This is a genomic window from Peptoniphilus sp. HMSC075B08 (assembly GCF_001815405.1).
In the GTDB taxonomy this organism is placed as follows: Bacteria; Bacillota; Clostridia; order Tissierellales; family Peptoniphilaceae; genus Peptoniphilus_A; species Peptoniphilus_A harei.
Genome location: NZ_KV820458.1, coordinates 177639 through 196887, shown reverse-complemented (window position 1 = coordinate 196887; position 19249 = coordinate 177639). Strand labels below are relative to the sequence as shown.

20 protein-coding genes and 1 riboswitch are annotated in these 19249 nt (G+C 35.0%); of the genes, 14 read left to right on the top strand and 6 right to left on the bottom strand.

From position 1 onward, the window contains the following. Positions 1 to 309: 309 nt before the first annotated feature. On the top strand, positions 310 to 1788 hold the full coding sequence (locus HMPREF3023_RS07590; RefSeq protein ID WP_210400920.1) for a radical SAM/SPASM domain-containing protein: 1479 nt from the start codon (positions 310 to 312) through the stop codon (positions 1786 to 1788). Positions 1789 to 2104: 316 nt separating this feature from the next. On the opposite strand, the gene HMPREF3023_RS07585 is transcribed toward HMPREF3023_RS07590, so the two are convergent. The 6 genes from HMPREF3023_RS07585 to HMPREF3023_RS07560 form a co-directional block, all read right to left on the bottom strand. Next, a complete protein-coding gene (locus HMPREF3023_RS07585; protein WP_070702246.1) occupies positions 2105 to 2779 on the bottom strand; it encodes an HAD family hydrolase in 675 nt (224 codons plus the stop codon). After that, a complete protein-coding gene (gene ribE, locus HMPREF3023_RS07580; RefSeq protein ID WP_070702244.1) occupies positions 2772 to 3239 on the bottom strand; it encodes a 6,7-dimethyl-8-ribityllumazine synthase in 468 nt (155 codons plus the stop codon). The genes HMPREF3023_RS07585 and ribE (HMPREF3023_RS07580) overlap by 8 nt, the downstream gene beginning before the upstream one ends. A 35-nt stretch (positions 3240 to 3274) precedes the next feature. Continuing rightward, positions 3275 to 4486, bottom strand: coding sequence for a bifunctional 3,4-dihydroxy-2-butanone-4-phosphate synthase/GTP cyclohydrolase II (locus tag HMPREF3023_RS07575; RefSeq protein ID WP_070702242.1), 1212 nt, complete (start codon positions 4484 to 4486; stop codon positions 3275 to 3277). Positions 4487 to 4502: 16 nt separating this feature from the next. Next, complete coding sequence (ribE, locus tag HMPREF3023_RS07570; protein ID WP_083315539.1) at positions 4503 to 5147, bottom strand: riboflavin synthase; 645 nt, start codon at positions 5145 to 5147, stop codon at positions 4503 to 4505. Continuing rightward, on the bottom strand, positions 5140 to 6255 hold the full coding sequence (ribD, locus tag HMPREF3023_RS07565) for a bifunctional diaminohydroxyphosphoribosylaminopyrimidine deaminase/5-amino-6-(5-phosphoribosylamino)uracil reductase RibD (RefSeq protein WP_070702241.1): 1116 nt from the start codon (positions 6253 to 6255) through the stop codon (positions 5140 to 5142). The genes ribE (HMPREF3023_RS07570) and ribD overlap by 8 nt, the downstream gene beginning before the upstream one ends. Before the next feature lie 50 nt (positions 6256 to 6305). Beyond that, positions 6306 to 6417: riboswitch (FMN riboswitch) on the bottom strand. A 55-nt stretch (positions 6418 to 6472) separates the two neighbouring features. Continuing rightward, positions 6473 to 7009, bottom strand: coding sequence for a guanylate kinase (locus tag HMPREF3023_RS07560; RefSeq protein WP_070702239.1), 537 nt, complete (start codon positions 7007 to 7009; stop codon positions 6473 to 6475). A 113-nt stretch (positions 7010 to 7122) separates the two neighbouring features. Between HMPREF3023_RS07560 and pyrB the strand changes: the two genes are divergently transcribed. The 13 genes from pyrB to HMPREF3023_RS09480 all read left to right on the top strand — a co-directional run bounded on the left by pyrB (position 7123) and on the right by HMPREF3023_RS09480 (position 19237). Further along, positions 7123 to 8034 (top strand): aspartate carbamoyltransferase, encoded by a 912-nt coding sequence (pyrB, locus tag HMPREF3023_RS07555; RefSeq protein WP_070702237.1) that lies wholly within the window; start codon positions 7123 to 7125, stop codon positions 8032 to 8034. After that, the gene (locus HMPREF3023_RS07550; RefSeq protein ID WP_070702235.1) at positions 8031 to 8462 is read left to right on the top strand and encodes an aspartate carbamoyltransferase regulatory subunit; all 432 of its coding nucleotides are present in this window, start codon (positions 8031 to 8033) and stop codon (positions 8460 to 8462) included. The genes pyrB and HMPREF3023_RS07550 overlap by 4 nt, the downstream gene beginning before the upstream one ends. Position 8463: 1 nt before the next feature. Then, a complete protein-coding gene (locus tag HMPREF3023_RS07545) occupies positions 8464 to 9165 on the top strand; it encodes a dihydroorotate dehydrogenase electron transfer subunit (RefSeq protein WP_070702234.1) in 702 nt (233 codons plus the stop codon). Next, positions 9155 to 10060, top strand: a complete 906-nt coding sequence (locus HMPREF3023_RS07540) for a dihydroorotate dehydrogenase (RefSeq protein WP_083315538.1) — start codon at positions 9155 to 9157, stop codon at positions 10058 to 10060. The genes HMPREF3023_RS07545 and HMPREF3023_RS07540 overlap by 11 nt, the downstream gene beginning before the upstream one ends. A gap of 272 nt (positions 10061 to 10332) precedes the next feature. Further along, the gene (locus HMPREF3023_RS07535) at positions 10333 to 11058 is read left to right on the top strand and encodes a DUF5058 family protein (RefSeq protein WP_070702232.1); all 726 of its coding nucleotides are present in this window, start codon (positions 10333 to 10335) and stop codon (positions 11056 to 11058) included. A gap of 2 nt (positions 11059 to 11060) precedes the next feature. Beyond that, the gene (locus HMPREF3023_RS07530; protein WP_070702230.1) at positions 11061 to 11771 is read left to right on the top strand and encodes a hypothetical protein; all 711 of its coding nucleotides are present in this window, start codon (positions 11061 to 11063) and stop codon (positions 11769 to 11771) included. 1 nt (position 11772) lies between these two features. After that, entirely contained in the window at positions 11773 to 12690 is a 918-nt protein-coding gene (glsA, locus tag HMPREF3023_RS07525; RefSeq protein WP_070702228.1) for a glutaminase A, read from the top strand. Between the two features lie 40 nt (positions 12691 to 12730). Beyond that, complete coding sequence (locus HMPREF3023_RS07520; protein ID WP_070702226.1) at positions 12731 to 14101, top strand: sodium/glutamate symporter; 1371 nt, start codon at positions 12731 to 12733, stop codon at positions 14099 to 14101. A 32-nt stretch (positions 14102 to 14133) separates the two neighbouring features. Next, a complete protein-coding gene (locus HMPREF3023_RS07515) occupies positions 14134 to 15534 on the top strand; it encodes an amidohydrolase (protein WP_070702224.1) in 1401 nt (466 codons plus the stop codon). Between the two features lies 1 nt (position 15535). Next, positions 15536 to 16723 carry a M20 metallopeptidase family protein gene (locus HMPREF3023_RS07510; protein ID WP_070702222.1) on the top strand — a complete coding sequence of 396 codons (1188 nt, stop codon included), beginning with the start codon at positions 15536 to 15538 and terminating at the stop codon, positions 16721 to 16723. A gap of 170 nt (positions 16724 to 16893) precedes the next feature. Then, positions 16894 to 17850, top strand: a complete 957-nt coding sequence (locus HMPREF3023_RS07505) for a threonine ammonia-lyase (protein ID WP_070702220.1) — start codon at positions 16894 to 16896, stop codon at positions 17848 to 17850. A gap of 10 nt (positions 17851 to 17860) precedes the next feature. Next, positions 17861 to 19042: a pyridoxal phosphate-dependent aminotransferase gene (locus HMPREF3023_RS07500; RefSeq protein ID WP_070702218.1), complete on the top strand. Its 1182-nt coding sequence runs from the start codon at positions 17861 to 17863 to the stop codon at positions 19040 to 19042. 30 nt (positions 19043 to 19072) lie between these two features. Then, a complete protein-coding gene (locus HMPREF3023_RS09480; RefSeq protein ID WP_168165804.1) occupies positions 19073 to 19237 on the top strand; it encodes a hypothetical protein in 165 nt (54 codons plus the stop codon). Positions 19238 to 19249 lie beyond the last annotated feature (12 nt).

Genomic DNA, 19249 nt, shown 5'->3' with positions numbered 1-19249 from the left:
ATTTTTTGTAATGAGTTAAAAAAAATTTATCTTCTTAGAAATTTTTAATATAGATATACATTTTAATCTAAAATTCAAGAAGGAAGCTCTTTAATCTTAATTTTATTTATTTTAATATGAATTCTATTTTAATGGGCAATAATATGTCACCCATTTTTAATTAAATATTGAAAATTCTAGAATAAAAAATGAATTAATTCTAATAACTTAATATAAAGACCTTTAAATTTATATCCTTTTGTAGTAAAATATAGATAAATTGAACGTTGTTCAGAAATATTTTACTTAAAAACATCTAGGAGGTTAATTATGAAAGTTAATTATAAAGAAAATACTAATGAAAGCTTATTGACTCCACCTGAAGAAAATAAAAGTGATAAGAAATCTTTTAGAGAAAATTTAAAGGACAAAAGAGATGAAAAAATATTTACATCTGCTCTTAATCTTGCCTACAAGAGGGTAAAGAAGGATCCTCAAAAGGGTATGCTAGAAGTTGTAAATGTCTTTGACCAATTTATGATGCCATCATCAAAAGATGAAAACTCTGCAAAAGCTGGGCTTGAAAGGGTTAGAAATGAATTAAAAGATGAAAATTCAAAGTGGGTTTCCTTTGGTAGCGACATTGTAAATGGAATTGACGAAAACATTGTAAAGACCTCTGTAAAAAACGTAGGTTACAATGCTGCATATAAGGGAAATTCTTTGAGGAACAAACTTCAAAAAGAATATAATTGCAACATCCCTTGGACAATTTTATTTGACCCAACTTCTGCCTGCAACTTAAAATGTACTGGCTGTTGGGCTGCTGAATATGGTCACAAAAACAATTTAACTTATGAAGAAATGGCAAGCATTGTAAGACAAGGAAATGAGCTGGGAACTTATTTCTTTATCTTAACTGGTGGAGAACCACTTGTTAGGAAAGATGATGTCATAAAGCTTGCAAAAGAATTTAATGATTCTGCCTTCCACGTTTTTACAAATGGAACTTTAATTGATGAAGAATTTTGTAAGGAAGTTAAGGAAGCTGGAAATATTTCCTTTGCCTTAAGTATTGAAGGTACAGAAGAATCAACAGACTTTAGAAGGGGAGACGGAGTCTTCAAAAAAGTTATGAAGGCCATGGACCTAATGAAGGAAAATAAACTTCTCTACGGAGCTTCTATTTGTTACACAAGTAAAAACTACGAGTATGTAACAGACGACGAATTTATAAAAATGCTTGTAGACCATGGATGTAGACTTGCTTGGTACTTCCACTACATGCCTGTTGGAAAGGGAGCAGACACAAGTCTTCTTCTTGACCCAGACCAAAGAGAATATGTCTACCACAAGGTTAGGGAAATTAGGTCAGCTGAATACCCTCAAAATATTTTTACAATTGATTTTCAAAATGATGGGGAATTCATCAATGGTTGTATAGCTGGAGGTAAAAACTACTTCCACATTAACTCTCTAGGTGACATGGAGCCTTGTGTTTTCATCCACTATTCTGACTCAAACATCAGAGAAAAAACTATTAAAGAATGTCTAATGAGTCCTCTATTTATGGGCTTCCACGACAATCAACCTTTTAATAAAAACTTATTAAAGCCATGTCCAATGCTTGAAAATCCTGGAAGACTTACTAAGATAGTTAATGATTCTGATGCAAGAAACACTGACATGATTGAACCAGAAAGTGCTGAAGAATTACAAGAAAAGACTACATCATATGCTATGAATTGGAATAAGAAGGCCAACGAGCTTTGGAATGCTTCAAGAGAAAAGGCAGAGTCTTTTAAATAATAATTAGATTTTTATAAGTTAAAGAGATTTAATTTAAAATTAAAATTTATAAGCTTATAAAATTTTGTGACCTTATAAAATATTTTAAAGTCATAAATAAATAAATAAAAAAATTGGAGGACAATGAAGTCCTCCTTTTTTGTTTAGGGTTAATAATATTTTTAATTTTATAAATTTTTTAATTTGTATCGAATTTAATCTTACAAAATTTAATGTTAATAAAAAAGAATTTATTTCCTTATCTTTTTTATCTTACAAGATATTTTTAAATTATTTTTTCGGCTAAATAAAATTTCACGATTTAATTTTTAATGAATTATAGGATTTCTAACATTTCTATTATTGAATCAATTTTATATGTTGCATCTTTGCCTTCGTCTTCTGGTCCGAAGCCATAGGTACAGAAGATGCTCCTAAGATTATTTTTGTGGGCTGCATCCATGTCGTGGTGCCTGTCGCCAACAAAGATAATTTCTTCTTTAAGATTTTTTCTCTCCTGCCTTATGATTTCGTCTTTAGGAATAAAGTCAAAAGTTTCTGCTGCGTAATATTTTTTGAAATATTTTTTAATGCCATAGATATCAAGAGCTTGGTCCAGGTAGGACTCGCGACAATTGGATAGGATGTAGAGGTCGTAGGTCTTTGAAAGCTTCTCCAAGACTTCTTCTGTCCCATCATAGAGCTTTCCAACCTTATTTCTTATATTTTCGTCCATCTTTTGACCAACATGGGTCATGACTTTTATCTTAAAGTCTTCATCAGCTTCTTTTGCCAAAAGGTCGTAAGCAAAGTTTGGTTTCTCGCCCAAAAATCTTTTTACATTATCTTCAGAAAGTTCAAAGTCCTTGGCATAGCCATGGTCCTTTAAGATCTTAATTCCTTCTGAGAAGGCAGGGTAGTAAATTTTTATGGTGTCGTGGAGGGCCCCGTCAAAGTCAAAAATTATGCTTTTTACATTTTTGAGTTCCTCTTTTATAGATTTTTTATCCACGAATCTCACCAAGTAGGTTGGCCATTTCAATAGCAGCTGTTGCAGCATCGAAGCCCTTGTTGCCAGCCTTTGTGCCAGCTCTTTCAATGGCTTGTTCAATATTTTCTGTTGTGATAACTCCAAAGATAATTGGCACTCCAGTTTCAAGTGAAGATGAAGCTATTCCCTTGGCAACTTCAGCTGATACAAGTTCGTAGTGAGTTGTTGCTCCCCTAATAACTGCACCTAGGGCAATGACTGCGTCGTACTTTTCGCTTTGAGCAAGTGCCTTGGCAGCTAGTGGAATTTCAAAAGATCCTGGAACCCAGATAACTTCGATTTCATCGTCAGTAACTCCATGCCTCTTTAGACCGTCAAGACAGCCGTCTAATAATTTTGAAACTATAAACTCGTTAAATCTTGCTAAAACTATTGCGTATTTCTTTCCTTGTGATTGTAAATTTGCACTGTAAACTTTCATATTTCCTCCAATTTTATAAAATTTTATAAACTAAATTAATCTTCTTTCTTAAATTCTGATAAGATGTGGTTCATCTTTTCTGCCTTAGTTCTCAAGTAAAACTCGTCGTGTTTTGTTGAGTGAATTTCTATTGGCACTCTTTCCTTTATCTTCATGCCAAATTCTTGAAGTGAGTAAACCTTGTCTGGATTGTTTGTGAGTAGTCTTAATTCCTTAACTCCAATGTCTTCAAGGATTTGTGCACCAGTTGAATAGTCTCTTGCATCTTCTGGGAAACCTAGAGCCAAGTTAGCCTCAACTGTATCCATGCCTTGGTCTTGAAGGGCATAGGCCTTAATCTTATTTACAAGTCCAATTCCACGGCCTTCTTGGCGCATGTAGAGGAGGATTCCCCTGCCTTCCTTGTCGATTTGATTCATAGCAAGGTGGAGTTGGTTGCCACAGTCACATCTTGATGAGCCAAAGCAGTCGCCAGTTAAACATTCAGAGTGAACTCTCGTTAATACATCCATTCCGTCGCCGATTTCTCCCTTAACAAGGGCGATGTGGTGTTCGCCAGTTACCTTGTCGATGTAGGCGTGGGCCCTAAAGTCTCCAAACTTTGTAGGAAGTTTTGCTTCTGCAACTTTTTCTACGATTTTTTCATGTCTCTTCCTATAAAGAAGGAGCTCTTCAGTTGTTGTAATTTTCATGCCAAGTTCTTGTGCCAGTTTAAATAGGTCTTCGCCACGCATCATGTGACCATCGTCTTGCATAATTTCACAGCAAAGTCCCACTTCCTTGAGTCCAGCAATTTTCAAAAGATCAACAGTTGCTTCAGTGTGGCCACGTCTCACAAAGATTCCATCTTTCTTTGCCACAAGGGGGAACATGTGTCCAGGTCTTCTAAAGTCCTCTGGCTTTGCGTCATCTTCTGCAAGCTTGTTGGCAGTTAGGGCTCTTTCCCAGGCAGAAATCCCTGTAGTTGTGTCCACGTGGTCAACAGAAACTGTAAAGGCAGTTTCGTGGTTGTCAGTGTTGTCTGCAACCATTTGATTTAATTTTAATTTTTCTGCGTATTCCTTTGACATTGGCATACAGATTAGGCCCTTGGCAAGGGAAGCCATAGTGTTTAGACTTTCTCCAGTGGCAAACTCTGCTGCCTGGATCATGTCGCCTTCGTTTTCTCTATCTGGTTCGTCAGTTACTATTACAATTTCGCCCTTTTTAAGAGCTTCAACAACTTCTTCAATTGAATTAACTTTCATTTTATCTCCTCTCGATTTAAAAACCATTTTCTAGTAAAAATGATTTAGTAATTTTGCTTTCTGTTTTTGTATTTACAAAATTGTAGACATAGCGACCAATTATATCTGTCTCTATATTTATCTCGTCTCCAACTTTTTTATTTATTAAATTGGTGTCCCTAATAGTTGTTGGAATAATTGAAACTTCAAAATATTTTTCTCCAACCTTTGAGACAGTAAGACTTATACCGTCAAGGGCAATAGACCCCTTGGGGGCAATGTACTTAAAATTGTCTGAGTCAAACTTTATCCTGTAGACAATTTCATTGCCGTGGTTGAGGATAGAAATTATCTCGCCAAGTCCATCTACGTGACCTTGGACTATGTGGCCGTCAAGTCTCTTGGAAGGACTTAAGGCTCTTTCAAGATTTAGTTTTTCTCCTCTTTTTAAATTTTTAAAAGTTGTAGAATTTATTGTCTCAACCATAACATCTGCCTTGTAAAAGTCTTGACCTAATTCTGTGACAGTTAGGCAAACCCCGTTGGTTGCAATAGAGTCGCCTCTCTTAGTTCCCTCTAAAACTTTGCTGCAAGAAATTCTTAGGCTGTAGAGGTCACTTTCTCTTTTAATGTCACTAAGGCTTCCAATTTCTTCTATAATTCCTGTGAAAATTTTAATCACACCTTCCAGTGACTAGTATGTCATCAAATAATTTTTCGGACTTCATGTCCTTAATCCTTATTGCATCTTTTAGTTCATCAATTTCGAGATCACCAATAGCAGGGATTCCCTTGGATCCAAGTAGGATTGGGGCAATGAAGAAGTAAAATTTATCAACTAATTTATTTTTTAGCATCTCTGCATTTAAAGTCCTTCCACCTTCAAGTAAGATGGAGGAGATGTCGTAGTCCTTTAACTTTTCCATTAAATCTTTAAGGTCAACCCTCTTGTTCTTGTCCTTACAAATTATGACTTCAACATTTTTCATAGTCTTTAATTTTTCCAGTTTTTCTTTGTCGCAAGCTTCTGTTGTTGCTATGATACAGATTGACTCTAAGTCATCTCTTAGGACCTTGGCATCAAGAGGTATCCTCAAGCTTGAATCTGTGACAATCCTTATGGGATTATTTTTATACTTGCCATGTCGGGTGTTAAGACTTGGGTCATCAGCAAGAACTGTTCCAAGACCCACCATAATTGCATCAAGCTGGCCCCTGAGTTCGTGACCATGGGCTCTTGAAAATTCTGAAGTTATCCATTGAGACTCGCCTGACTCTGTTGCAATTTTCCCATCGAGAGACATGCCAGCCTTTAGGACAACAAAGGGTCTTTTGTTTTTCAAGTAAGTGAAGAATCTCTCGTTTAGGTTTAAACATTCTTCTTCGCAAAGACCTTCTGTGACAGAAATTCCTGCATCTTCTAAAATTTTAATTCCCCTGCCAGAAACTTTTTCAAAGGGGTCGGCTGTTCCAATAACAACTCTTCTTATTCCTTCCTTTACAATCCTCTCAGCACAGGGAGGAGTCTTCCCATAATGGGAGCAGGGTTCAAGGTTTACATATAAAGTTGCACCTCTTATGTCTTCACCACGAGATTTGGCATCTAAGATTGCATTTACTTCTGCATGGTTGTCACCAAACTTTAGGTGAGCGCCTTGGCCAATTATCTTGTCATCTTTTACAATTACACAGCCAACAAGGGGGTTGGTCTTTGTCTTGCCAGTTCCCTCTCTTGCGATTTCAAGGGCACGTTCCATGTAAAAGATATCGTTAAAATCTTCTAAATACATTAAATCACCTATAAAAAAAAGAGCCCATGCAGGGCTCTAAAATTCAAAAAAATTATCTTCTTTCATCCAGACTATACTGTCGGTATTGGAATTGCACCAATTCAGCTTTCGCTCGCGGACTTTACCGCCGGTGAGGAATTGCGCCTCGCCCTGAAGAATTTTATTAACTTATAAATTTATAATAACACTAGAAATTAAATTGTCAAGGAAAAGAAAATCATTTTCCCTCTCTAATATTTTTGATTAGGCTAATGACATCTTCAAAGACAGAGTCTATGTCCCTGTCAGCATCGATGATGTAGTCTGCATAGGGATCAAGGTCTTCTAAGACATCAAGTCTCTTTTCGATATCATTTGCATGGTCATTTCTCTTTATCATCCTGTCTCTCAAAGTCTCCCTTGAACATTTTAGGTAGATTGACCTTGCATTTGCAAATTCTTTTTTAATTGCGAGGACACCTTCTTTATCAACGACAATAACACAGTCGCTGTCCTTGTTGTTATTTTTTTCAAGATCTTCCTTGAGGGTTGAATAGTAATTACCCACATAGCAAGTTGTCCCAATAAATAAATTATCCTCATCCATCTTCTTAAAAAGTTCTTGGTCAATAAAGTTATAATCCATGCCGTCCACTTCAGAGATTCTTGGCTCTCTCGTCGTGTAGGTTATTATTTTTTTTATTCCGTGTGAAGTCAGGGCATTTCTTATAGTTGACTTGCCTGAACCAGAATGTCCTAGTATTAAATAAATCATAATTGCTCCTTAAATTTTAATTTCTAAAGTATAAGATATTTTTTCTATTATACTTTACAATTATAAAAATTTGAAGTACTATGGATAAGATAAAATATTAGATGGAGGTTAGGATGAAACATTTAATTGAGCCACTAGATTTTACAACTGAAGAATACGAAGAAATTTTTAGACTAGTTGATGACATTATTGCAAAGCCAGATGATTATTCTCATGTTTGCGACAATAAGTTATTAGCTAGTCTTTTTTTTGAGCCTTCTACCAGGACGAGACTTTCCTTTGAGACTGCCATGCTAAGGCTTGGGGGACAAGTTATAGGATTTTCTGATGCAGGAGTAAGCTCATCGACAAAGGGCGAGACTCTGCTTGACACCATAAGAGTTATAGAAAACTACGCCGACATTTGTGCTATGCGTCACCCAAAGGAAGGGGCAGCACTTATGGCATCAAAGGTAGTGAAGACCATGCCAATTATAAATGCAGGAGATGGTGGTCACTTCCACCCAACTCAAACTCTTGCAGACCTAATAACAATTAGGCACTACAAAGGATCCTTTGACAATTTAACCGTGGGACTTTGTGGAGACTTAAAATTTGGAAGGACAATTCACTCTCTTGTGAGAGCCCTTAATAGGTATGAAAATGTGAAATTTATTTTTATTTCACCTGAGGAACTCAAGATGCCAGATCCCTTTAAAAATTTTATAGACAAGGAAAACTACGAGGTGACTAGGGATCTTGCAAGTGTAATTGACGACCTAGATGTCCTTTACATGTCAAGGGTTCAAAAGGAAAGATTTGTTTCTTCAGATGAGTATGAAAGGTTAAAAGACTACTATATTTTAAATGAAGAAAAGTTAAAAAATGCAAAAGAGGACATGATTATCCTTCACCCCCTACCAAGGGTAAATGAAATTGCACCTGAGGTGGACAAGGACCCTCGTGCAGTTTACTTTGAGCAAACAAAGTTTGGAATGTATGGTAGGATGGCACTGATCATGAAACTTTTGGAGGCTAGAAAATGATAAATGTTTCAAAAATAAAAAAAGGAATTGTACTTGACCACATAGAAGCAGGCAGGGCCCACGTCCTTTACAAGGCCCTTGAACTTGACAAGGTGACAGATCCAGTTGTACTTATGCAAAATATTTTCTCAACTTCCATGGGCAAGAAGGACTTAATAAAAATAGAGACAGATTACGACTTGGACTTCAAAGTCTTGGGACTTATTGCCCCTCACACAACTGTTAACTTTATAGAAGATGGCGAAAGGGTCAAAAAAATCCGCATGGAGATGCCAGAACTTGTTGAAGATGTCTTGACTTGCAAGAACCCAAGATGCATAACAAATTCTGAAAGAGAAATACCCGGTCACAAGTTTTTCTTATATGATAGGGATAAGAAGGAATATAAGTGCGAATATTGTGACACAGTAACCACATATGGAGAATGATATGGCAAAGATAATAGAAAATATTGATGTATGTAAGGATTACTTCATACTGAGAACAGACTTAGACGTAAAAGTTTATCCAGGACAATTTTTTATGCTAAGGGCCTGGGAAGCTTACCCAACTCTTTCAAGACCAATTTCAGTTTATGACGTCACTGATGGAGTTGACTTCTTAATAGAAAAAAGAGGAGAGGGAACAAAGATCCTTGAAAGCTTAAAGGAAGGCGACGAGATTAAATTATTTGGTCCCTTTGGCAATGCCTTCTACGCAAATGTAGACGAAGTTGCCCTAGTTGGTGGTGGAGTTGGAGTAGCTCCATTCCACTATTTAATTAAAGAGATTCAAAAACTAAAACCCAATTCAAAAATCACCCTCTATATTGGAGAAAGGGAAGAGCTTGAACTTGAAAATGCCTTTAAGGATATTAAATGCGACATAAAAATTAAAAAGGGCGGCTTTATAACAGATATAATTGATTTTGAAAACCACGACTTAATTTACACTTGTGGACCAGAAATTATGATGAAAAAAGTTGTAGAACTTGCAAAAGAACATGACGTGACTACTTATGTTTCACTAGAAAAGAGAATGGGATGTGGCGTGGGCGCCTGTCTATCTTGTTCTTGTGAGACAAAGAGAGGCAGGAGAAGATCTTGCAAGGAAGGACCAATATTTAAGGGGAGTGATTTAATTGACTTCTAGGACTGAAATAGATTTAGCAGGGATAAAATTAAAAAATCCAATAATAATGGCAAGTGGTACTTATGGATTTGGGGAAGAGTTTAAGGACTTCTACGACCCAAAGATTCTTGGAGGAATTTCTTCAAAAGGGATCACAAGGTATCCAAAAAAGGGAAATGATGGAATAAGAATTTGGGAAACACCATCAGGAATTTTAAACTCAATAGGACTTGAGAACCCAGGAGTTGAAGAATTTGTCAAAACAAAAATCCATGACATGAATAAACTTGGGACAGAAGTTTTTGTCAACCTTGGTGGCAATACTATAGAAGAATACATTGAGTCAGCAGAAATTTTAAATGACTACGACTTTGCAGCCATTGAGTTAAATATTTCTTGCCCCAATGTCAAGGAAGGTGGCATGGCCTTTGGTATGGACAAGGATTCTGCCGCAAGAGTTGTGAGAGAAGTCATGAAGGTGACAAACAAAAAAGTTTTTGTAAAATTATCTCCTAATGCTGGCGATATTGTTGGCATTGCCAAGGCAGTAGAAGCTGAAGGTGCAACGGGACTTTCTCTGATAAATACAATTCTCGGCATGGCCATTGACTTAGACAGAGAAGAAATTCCCTTTGACAACACTTATGCAGGTCTATCAGGCTCAGCAGTAAAACCAATTGCTCTTAGGATTCTCCACCAAGTTGCAAAAAATGTAAACATTCCAATTATTGGGATGGGAGGAATTTCAAATTATAGGGACGTCTTAGAGTTCTTAATGGCAGGAGCCACCGCAGTTGAAATTGGAACTTACAACTTTATGAATCCCAATGGAGGAGCAGAAATTATATCTGACCTTGAAAAATATTTAGAAGAAAAAAATAAAAATATAAATGACTTTATAAAAAAATTAGTTTAAAGATTATAAATTTTAATTTGGAACTCCTAAGAGGGGAGTTCTTTTTTGTTATTTAAAATTTTACATGATGTAAAAATTATCATGCTATATTGAAATTTTGTATATAAAAAAGGCAAAAATTGAATAAAACGAAGAATTAACAAGTTATTATGTTATTTTACTAAATCGCAGTTTAATTTAAATTAAATTTTAGTTATAATAAATATATCGAACATTGAGTCTTTGTTTAAAGGATTTAATAGATTCGAAATTTTTTGAAAGGAGATGAGTTTATGGATTTATTAAGTATTTTAAATTCAAAACCACTTTATCTTTTAGTTGGAGTATCGTTAGCCATAATCTTTGGCATGTGTATCTTTTTTTGCAAAAGGGCAATTAAAAGAGCAAAAGAGTTGAACATTACGCAGGACAAGATTAATTCTGTAATTAGGTCTTCAGTAATTTTTTCAATAGTACCTTCAATTTCTGTTATTATTGGACTTATTACTCTTGCACCAATTCTTGGAGTTCCTTGGCCATGGTTTAGACTTTCGGTAGTAGGTTCTCTACCTTATGAATTAATGGCAGCAGACCTCTCTGTAAAAGGAGCAGGTTTCACTGGATTTGACGACTTTCTAGCAAATGGTACATCAAGTGTAATCGGAGCAATTATGTTTGTAATGAGTATTTCTATTATGGCTGGAATGGTTTTCAACATTTTAGCTCTTAAAAGAGTACATACAGGAGTTTTGAAAGCTGGAGAAAAAGACACACCTTTTGTTGACCTTGCTCTATCAGTTCTTGTAATTGGTATGATGTCTGTATTCGTTCCAGTTCAATCTGTTAAGTCGATTATTCACTTACTTACAATAATAGTTAGTATGCTAATAACATTAATTTGTCAAAAACTTGCAAGTAAGTATAAGATAACATGGTTAAATGATTTTACAATGTCTTTTGCCCTAGTTGGTGCAATGGCAGCAGCGGTTATTTTTACTAATATGGGAATAGGAGGTTAATTATGCAAATGTCAAATTATATGAGAAATACTTACAGATACGGAATTATTGCAACCTTAATTGCAATGACACTAATGCTTGGTATACCAGCTATAATGTGTACAATTTATGGAATGTGGCCTGAGTGGTCACTTATTGGGTCAGTGGCAGGACCATTACTTGCGTTATTCGTACCAACAGCACTTGCAGAACAACTTACAATGATACCTATCGGTGGTACGACATGTTATCTTAATTCAATTTTAGGAAATGTAATGAATATTAAATTCCCTTGCTACCTTTCAGCAATTGAAACTGTAGATGCCACTCCTGGTACAGAAGAAGCAGACGTTATGGGTATGATTGCAGTAACAGTCTCAGGGATGGTTTCTATGATTACTATACTTATTGGAGTAGTTCTACTTACGCCACTTAAACCAATCCTTCAAACAGAAACAGTTGCAACTGCAACAAATTATATTCTTCCAGCACTTTATGGATCAATGGGAATTTCTGCTTTTATTTCGACAAGTGCGGGTTCAAAATACAAGGCACCAAGAAGACCACTGATAGCAATTGTTGCTCTAGTAATAGTTTATGCTTTTAATTTTTTAGTAATGCCTATAGCAGGAAAAGAAGGCTATGCAATGTTGATAATGTTAGTTATAACACTTTTAATTTCTTACTTTTTTTATAAGTCAGGAATTGTGAAGCTAGAAAAAAAGGAAGAATGATATGGATAGTTTTTTAAATTCAGTAATAGAATATGGAAAAGGTTTTGTCGATGAAGGAAAGTTGGTAGACTACATTCCAATTTTAAAAGATGCAGATAAGACTGCTTTAGGAGTGTGTCTTATTGATAAAGATGGAACTGTTTATGAAGCAGGAAAATCTCGAGAAAAATTTGCAATAATGTCCATTGTAAAAGTAATACTTTTCGAAATCGTGCTTGAAAATTATGAAATAGAAGAAATAAAAAAATATATTGGATTTAAAGGTTCTTCAAAACCCTATGATTCAATTTTAGACTTGGAAATGGAAAACGGAAAGCCAGTAAATCCTTTTATAAATTCAGGGGCAATAATGTCTTCTTATTTAATTTTCAAAAAATTTAAAGAAAAATCAATAGATGTTCTTTTTGAAAAGGCAAAAATTTTAACAGATAATGAAGATATTGATTATGCTAGAGAGTTATTTAAAATAGCCGGTAAAGGTGGAGATAATAATTTAGCTCTCACTTATATATTAAAAAAGCATGGCAGTATTGATAAAGAAACAAAGATAGAGGACGTTCTTTATATTTACAATTTAGCATGTTGCCTCATGGTTAACACAAAAGATTTAGCTATTTTAGCGTCTATTATTTCTAGGAATGGAATAGGAATAGATGGTAAAAGAGTAATAGACGAAGAACATGCTAGAATTTTAAGGACTCTTATGTCAATTTGCGGTACTTATGACTATTCGGGAGATTTTGCAATTAATATTGGTATTCCAGCTAAAAGCGGTGTTGGTGGAGGTATAATGGCCACTACTAATAAAGATATTGGTCTATGTACATTCTGTCCAGGTCTGGATAGTTCAGGAAATTCAGTAGCTGGAGTAAAGATGTTAGAAATGATCTCTAAAGAACTAAAATTGGGTTATTATTAAATCGAGATTTATAAAATAATTAAGAAAGAGAGATGATTATATGACAGGCGCAATGCTAACTACTTTATTTCAAAGTGTTTGCTTTTTAGCACTATTTTTACTAATAGGATTTTTCATGAGAGCAAAAATTAAAGCTTTTCAAGAAACTTTTATACCAGCTAGTGTAATTGGAGGTTTTATTCTATTATTACTTGGACCTATAGGATTTGGAGTCCTTCCGATTCCAGAAGAATGGATTAAAATTTGGTCGTTAATACCTGGTATTTTAATTGTACCAGTGGTTACAGCTACTCCGCTTGGACTTGATTTAGGTGGAAAAAATGGAATGAATAAATTTAAACCAGCAGTTCCACTATTTTTTATTATGTTCGCAGCTTATTATCTTCAAAATGCTATTGGTTTTGGTACAAACGAGTTATTTAGATCAATGGGTCAAGATTTGTATGATACTTTCGGTTGGGAACTTTGTATAGGGTATACTGGAGGACATGGTACTGCGGGTATACTTGGAAATATGCTAAGTGAACTTAATATTCCATATTGGGAAACAGCGCAAGGTGTTGCAGTAACTATGGCTACATTTGGTCTAGTTGGAGGAATCCTAATAGGTATGGTTCTCATTAACTGGGCTGCAAGAAAAGGCGAAACTTCAGTTCTTAAAGAACCAGGGGATATCCCTCAAGATGTTAAGATTGGATATCAAAGAGATATAAGTAAACAAGGTTCTCTTGGTAGAGAAACAACAAAATCTGCATCAATGGATACTGTAACTTTCCATTCTGCAATAATATTTTTGGGCTGTTTAATTGCCTATGGAATACTTGCTATTTCTAAAAAATATAATATTCCAGGACTTAAATCTATTTCTGTTTGGGCATATGGAATCATTGTAATGTTTGCTATATGGGGAATAATCAGGAAATTAAAGTTAGATTTCTTGATAGACTCTAATGTGAAGGGAAAAATCACAGGATCACTTACAGAGTTTGCTGTAATCGGTGCTGTTGCATCACTTCCTTTAAAAACTGTATTTACTTACTTTGTTCCTATAATGGTAATGGTAATATTAGGATTTATTGGAACGGTTGCAATACTTTTATTCTTATGTAAGAGATATTTAAAAGTAGATTGGTTTGAGCATATGATTGCCACTTTAGGAATGAGCTCTGGTGTGTTTTTAACTGGACTTTTACTTCTAAAAATTTGTGATCCTGATTCAGAAAGTACTGCTCTTGGAAATTATTCAATTTCCTTCTCAATAATATCAGCTGTTACATTTGCTATAATGCCGATAATTTTAAATATCATATTAACAAATGGACCAGGAAAAGCGTTTATATTAACTAGTGGTCTTACAGTGTTTGGAATAATTGCAACAATTATTTCATCTAAGATTCTTTTAAAAGATTGAGATATCAAAAAATAAATTTTAAGGAGAATGATATGGATAGATATAATGATGAACTTATAGAACTTGCAAAAGATATTTGGGGATATGCGGAAATTAAGTGGAAGGAATATAAATCCGTTGAAGCTCAAAAAGAAATTTTAAAGAAACATGGTTTCAAAATTAATGAAAATTTAGCAAATCTTCCAACAGCTTTTAGTGCAGAATACGGGGATTCTGATGGAGCCACTATTGGTTTCTTAGGAGAATTTGATGCTCTTTCTGGACTTTCACAAGTGGAAGATTTAGCTGAGAGGAAAGAAAAAGTTAAGGGAGAATGTGGTCATGGTTGTGGTCACCACCTCTTGGGAGCGGCATCTATTGGTGCAGCTCTTAAACTTAAAGATTATATTGTTGAAAATAATCTTAATGGCAAAGTAGTTTATTTTGGATGTCCAGCAGAAGAAGGCGGAAGTGGAAAAGCTTTTATGGCTAAAGCAGGTTGCTTTGATGATTTAGATATTGCAATAACTTGGCATCCATTTAATGGAAACGCAGTTTTAACAGGCTCACTTCAAGCAAACAAGCAAGTTTATGTGAGATTCAAAGGAAAGGGAGCACATGCTGCAGGAGCACCACACCTAGGAAGATCGGCTCTCGATGGTCTGGAACTCGTGAATATTGGAGTGCAATTTTTGAGAGAACACATGCAGGACTTTGAAAGAATTCACTACTCAATAATAGATCCTGGTTCTGCATCTCCAAATGTTGTTCAACCTTATGCAGAAGGAATATATTTGTTGAGGTCAAAGGATACTGAACATGTAAATAGACTTTATGAGAGATTTGCAAAAATAGTTGAGGGCGCGGGTCTAATGACTGAAACTGAGCCAGAAATTATTTTTGACAAGGCTTGTTCTAATGTAATTCCAAATTCTGTAATTGAAGAAGAGCTTTACAAGGCTTTCTTGGAAGAGGGGCCAATGGAATTTACAGATGAAGAAATAGAGTATGCTAAGCAATTTAGAGATACTTTTCCAGAAGAAAACATTGAAAGTGAAACTACAATAGGATTTTCAGAAGATAAAAATGCAGAACTAGATTATTTAAAAGAAAATATTTTGTATGATAAAATTTTGGATTACAAACATTCAGATGGAATAATGATGGGATCCTCTGATGTAGGCGATTGTTCTAATGTTGTACCAACATCTCAAATAATAACAGCTTGCTACGCTATAGGAACAGCAGGACACTCTTGGCAAGAGGTTGCTCAAGGGAAATCTTCAATTGCAATGAAGGGAATGATTAAGTCATCAGATGTAATGGCAAGGGCAGCGATCAGCTTCATTGAAAACCCTGAACTAATAGAGAAAGCTCGTGAAGAATTTATAAAAATTCGTGGAGAAAAATTTATATCTCCTATTCCTGACGGATCTAAACCAAGGATGGACTGAAATGGATAACATATTAAGCAAATCAAAGGAAAACCAAAAACTTTTGATAAAAATAAGAAGAGAACTTCATATGAACGCTGAAACTTCACAAAATGAAATTGAGACTTCAAAGATAATTATGAAATATCTCGATGAATTCAATATTCCTTATAGAAGTGATATTGGTGGGCATGGAATTGTTGCAGAAATAAACGGAAATGAACCAGGTAAAATTGTCGCTCTAAGAGCTGATATGGATGCACTAGAAATGGAAGAAGAAACAGACCTTGACTTTAAATCCAAAAATAAAAATGTTATGCACTCATGTGGACATGACTCTCATATGACTTTTCTTCTTGGTGCAGCAAAATTATTGAATGATAACAAAGATAAGATAAAAGGCAAGGTAAAGCTTGTATTTCAACCAGCAGAAGAACTTTCTCCAATTGGTGGAGCACCAAAAATTTTAGAATCAGGACTTCTTGATGATGTTGATGCAATATTTGGTTCCCACGTATGGCCTGATCTTCCGTTTGGGAAAATTGCTGTAAAAGAAGGACCTATGATGGCTAACTCTGATCATTTTACAATAAAGTTTATAGGAGCGTCATCTCATGCGGCTAAGCCTCACGAAGGTGTTGATGCTGTCGTAATGGGTTCACAATTTGTAAATGCTATGCAAACATTAATATCTAGAAATACTGATCCAATGAATTCCGCGGTTTTAACTGTTGGAAGATTTATAGCAGGGACAAGGTATAATGTTATGGCAGAAGAAGCCCTAATTGATGGAACTTGCAGAACTTTTTCATATGATGATAGGATGAGAATTTCTAAAGATATGGAAAACTTGGCAAATGCCATTGCCGAAGTGAATCATGGAAAATGCGAATATAATTATGGATTTGGTTATCCAGCAGTTATTAACGAAAAAGAGTCTGTAGGAGTTGTAAAAGAAAGTGTTGCAGAACTTTTTGGAAAAGAATCTATATTAGAGATAGAAAAACCAGCCATGACTGCAGAAGATTTTGCTTTTTATCTTGAAAAGATAAAGGGAGCTTTTTATTGGGTAGGAATTGGTAAAGAAGGCGAAAAAAACTATCCTCTTCACAGTAAAAGGTTTTATCTTAATGAGGATATTTTATACAGAGGCGCGGCTTTAATGTATGAAATAGCCACAAAATTTTTAAACAAAAATTATTCAAAATAAATTTTTAGGTCTCTTCGGAGGCCTTTTTTATTATAAGGAGAATAAAAATTTTTCTTAAATAAATTCTTTTATTTTATAAAATCTAAATTAATTTTACAAATTCACTTTAGCATATTATAATATCAAAAAAGGGTATAGTATACTAAATGTTTATTTATAAAGGAGATAAAATGGATTATAGAAACGGATACAAGGAAACGATAAAAGCTAGAGAAAGAATTAGGGACTACATTTATGAAACTCCCTTGGTTAGACTAAATCATATATCTGAAATGCTCGGCACATCTGTCTATGCAAAACTTGAAAATATGCAAAAGACAAATTCCTTTAAGATAAGAGGCGCCTTAAATAAAATTAGAAAACTTTCTGATGAAGAATTGAAAAAGGGAGTTGTAACAGCATCAAGTGGCAACCATGGCAAGGGGATTGCAACTTGTGCAAAAATCTTGGGAATTCCAGCGAAGATTGTCTTGCCAGACACTTCTACTGAGACAAAGAGGCAAATGATAAGAGACCTTGGGGCGGAAATTGAAATTACGACTGTGGAAAAGAGATTTGAAGTGGCAAAGGAAATTGCTGACAAGGAAGGCATGACTTTCATCCATCCCTTTGACGACCTAGATGTTTCTGAAGGTCAAGGAACTATTGCAGTTGAAATCCTAAACAAGATGGACCACTTGAAGATGATTGTTCCCATTGGTGGTGGCGGACTAATCTCTGGTATTGCCATGTATACCAAGGGAGTTACAAGATGGTCTAAGGTCATTGGGGTTGAGCCAGAAAATGTTGCCAGATACACTATATCACTTGAAGAAGGTAAACCTAGTGAAGTTAAGAGAGGAGAAACTCTTGCTGATGGACTTCTTTCTGTTAAGCCAGGAGACCATGTATTTCCTATTGTAAGAGATCTTGTTGACGATGTAGTTACTTGCCAAGATAAATATCTTAAAAAAGCTTTAGATTTATTGTATAATAAAGAGAAATTAATTGTTGAGCCTTCTTCTGCCATTGGACTTGGTGCAATTTTAGAAGGCAAAATAGAATATGATGACAGGGACAAGCTTGTTCTTATTATCACAGGTGGAAATGTAGAAGGAAGCAAAATCGAAGAAATAATCAATTCGTAGGGAGGAAATCATGAGAGATTTTATTTGTAGTAAGTTTAACAAGGTGGGACCATCTGGTATTAGAAAGATAAATGAAAAAACTATTGAGATGGAAAGAGCCGGCAAAAGGATCTACCACTTTGAAGTAGGCAGACCAGACTTTGACACTCCAAAGGTAATTAAAGATGCCACTATAAAAAGCATCGAAGATGGAGATGTTTTTTATACATCAAATTATGGCATTATGCCTCTAAGAGAAGCTGTGGCTGAAAAACTTAGGAATGAAAATAATTTAGACTATACTGCAAAGGAAGTCTTGATAACAGCAGGTGCAACTGAATCAATTTACGATTCCTATTCACTAATCTTAGAAGAAGGCGACGAAATTCTTCTTCCAAACCCATGCTGGCCAAACTATGTTAACACAGCCCACATTATGGGAGCAGTGCCTGTAAGATATAGCCTTGCAGAAGAAAATGACTTCCAAATTGATTTTGATGAACTCGAAGGTCTTGTAACAGAAAAAACTAAGGCCATAGTAATTATTAACCCATCAAACCCAATTGGATCTATGTTCACATTAGAAACTTTGGAAAAGCTTGCTGACTTTGCAAAGAAAAAAGACATCTTAGTAATTTCTGATGAAATTTATGAAAAAATTGTCTATGGAAATAAGAAACATATCTCCATGGCATCCCTTGATGGAATGAAGGAAAGGACTATTACAATTAATGGTTTTTCAAAAACTTATTCCATGACAGGCTTCCGTCTTGCTTATGTTGCAGCACCAGAAGAATTTATAAGGGTCCTAAATATTATCCACCAACACAACACTTCTTGTGCAACTTCCTTTGTTCAACATGGAGGAATCACTGCACTTAAGGCAGGAAATGAAGGCTCACAAGAAATGGTTAAGGAATATAAGAGAAGACGTGACTACATTGTTGAAAAAGTTAATTCTATTGAGGGACTTAGCCTTAATGCTCCAGACGGTGCCTTTTATGCCTTTATTAACATTAAGGGACTTGGAGTTTCTGCAGAAGAATTTTGCAATTACCTTCTTGATGAAGAATGTGTTGCAATAGTTCCAGGAACAGTTTTTGGTAGTGCAGGAGAAGGCTTTGTTAGATTTTCCTATGCATCTTCTTACGAAGATATAGTTGAAGGTCTAAATAGGATGGAGAAAGCTTGTAAGCATTTTTTAAATAAGTAAGTAATCGTGATTTTATAATCAGGTGAAAGAATGAAAAAAGTTTTAATAATTGTATTAAATGTCCTTGTCTTTGCACTAGCGTCAATATTACTTCCAAGTTCTCAAAAAAGTGGAGATTTGATGTTAAAATTATTTTATTCAATAACCCTAGTAAAGGCAGGCTTTAATATAGAAAAGGCATTAAAAAAAGAGTAGGTTTCTCATTGA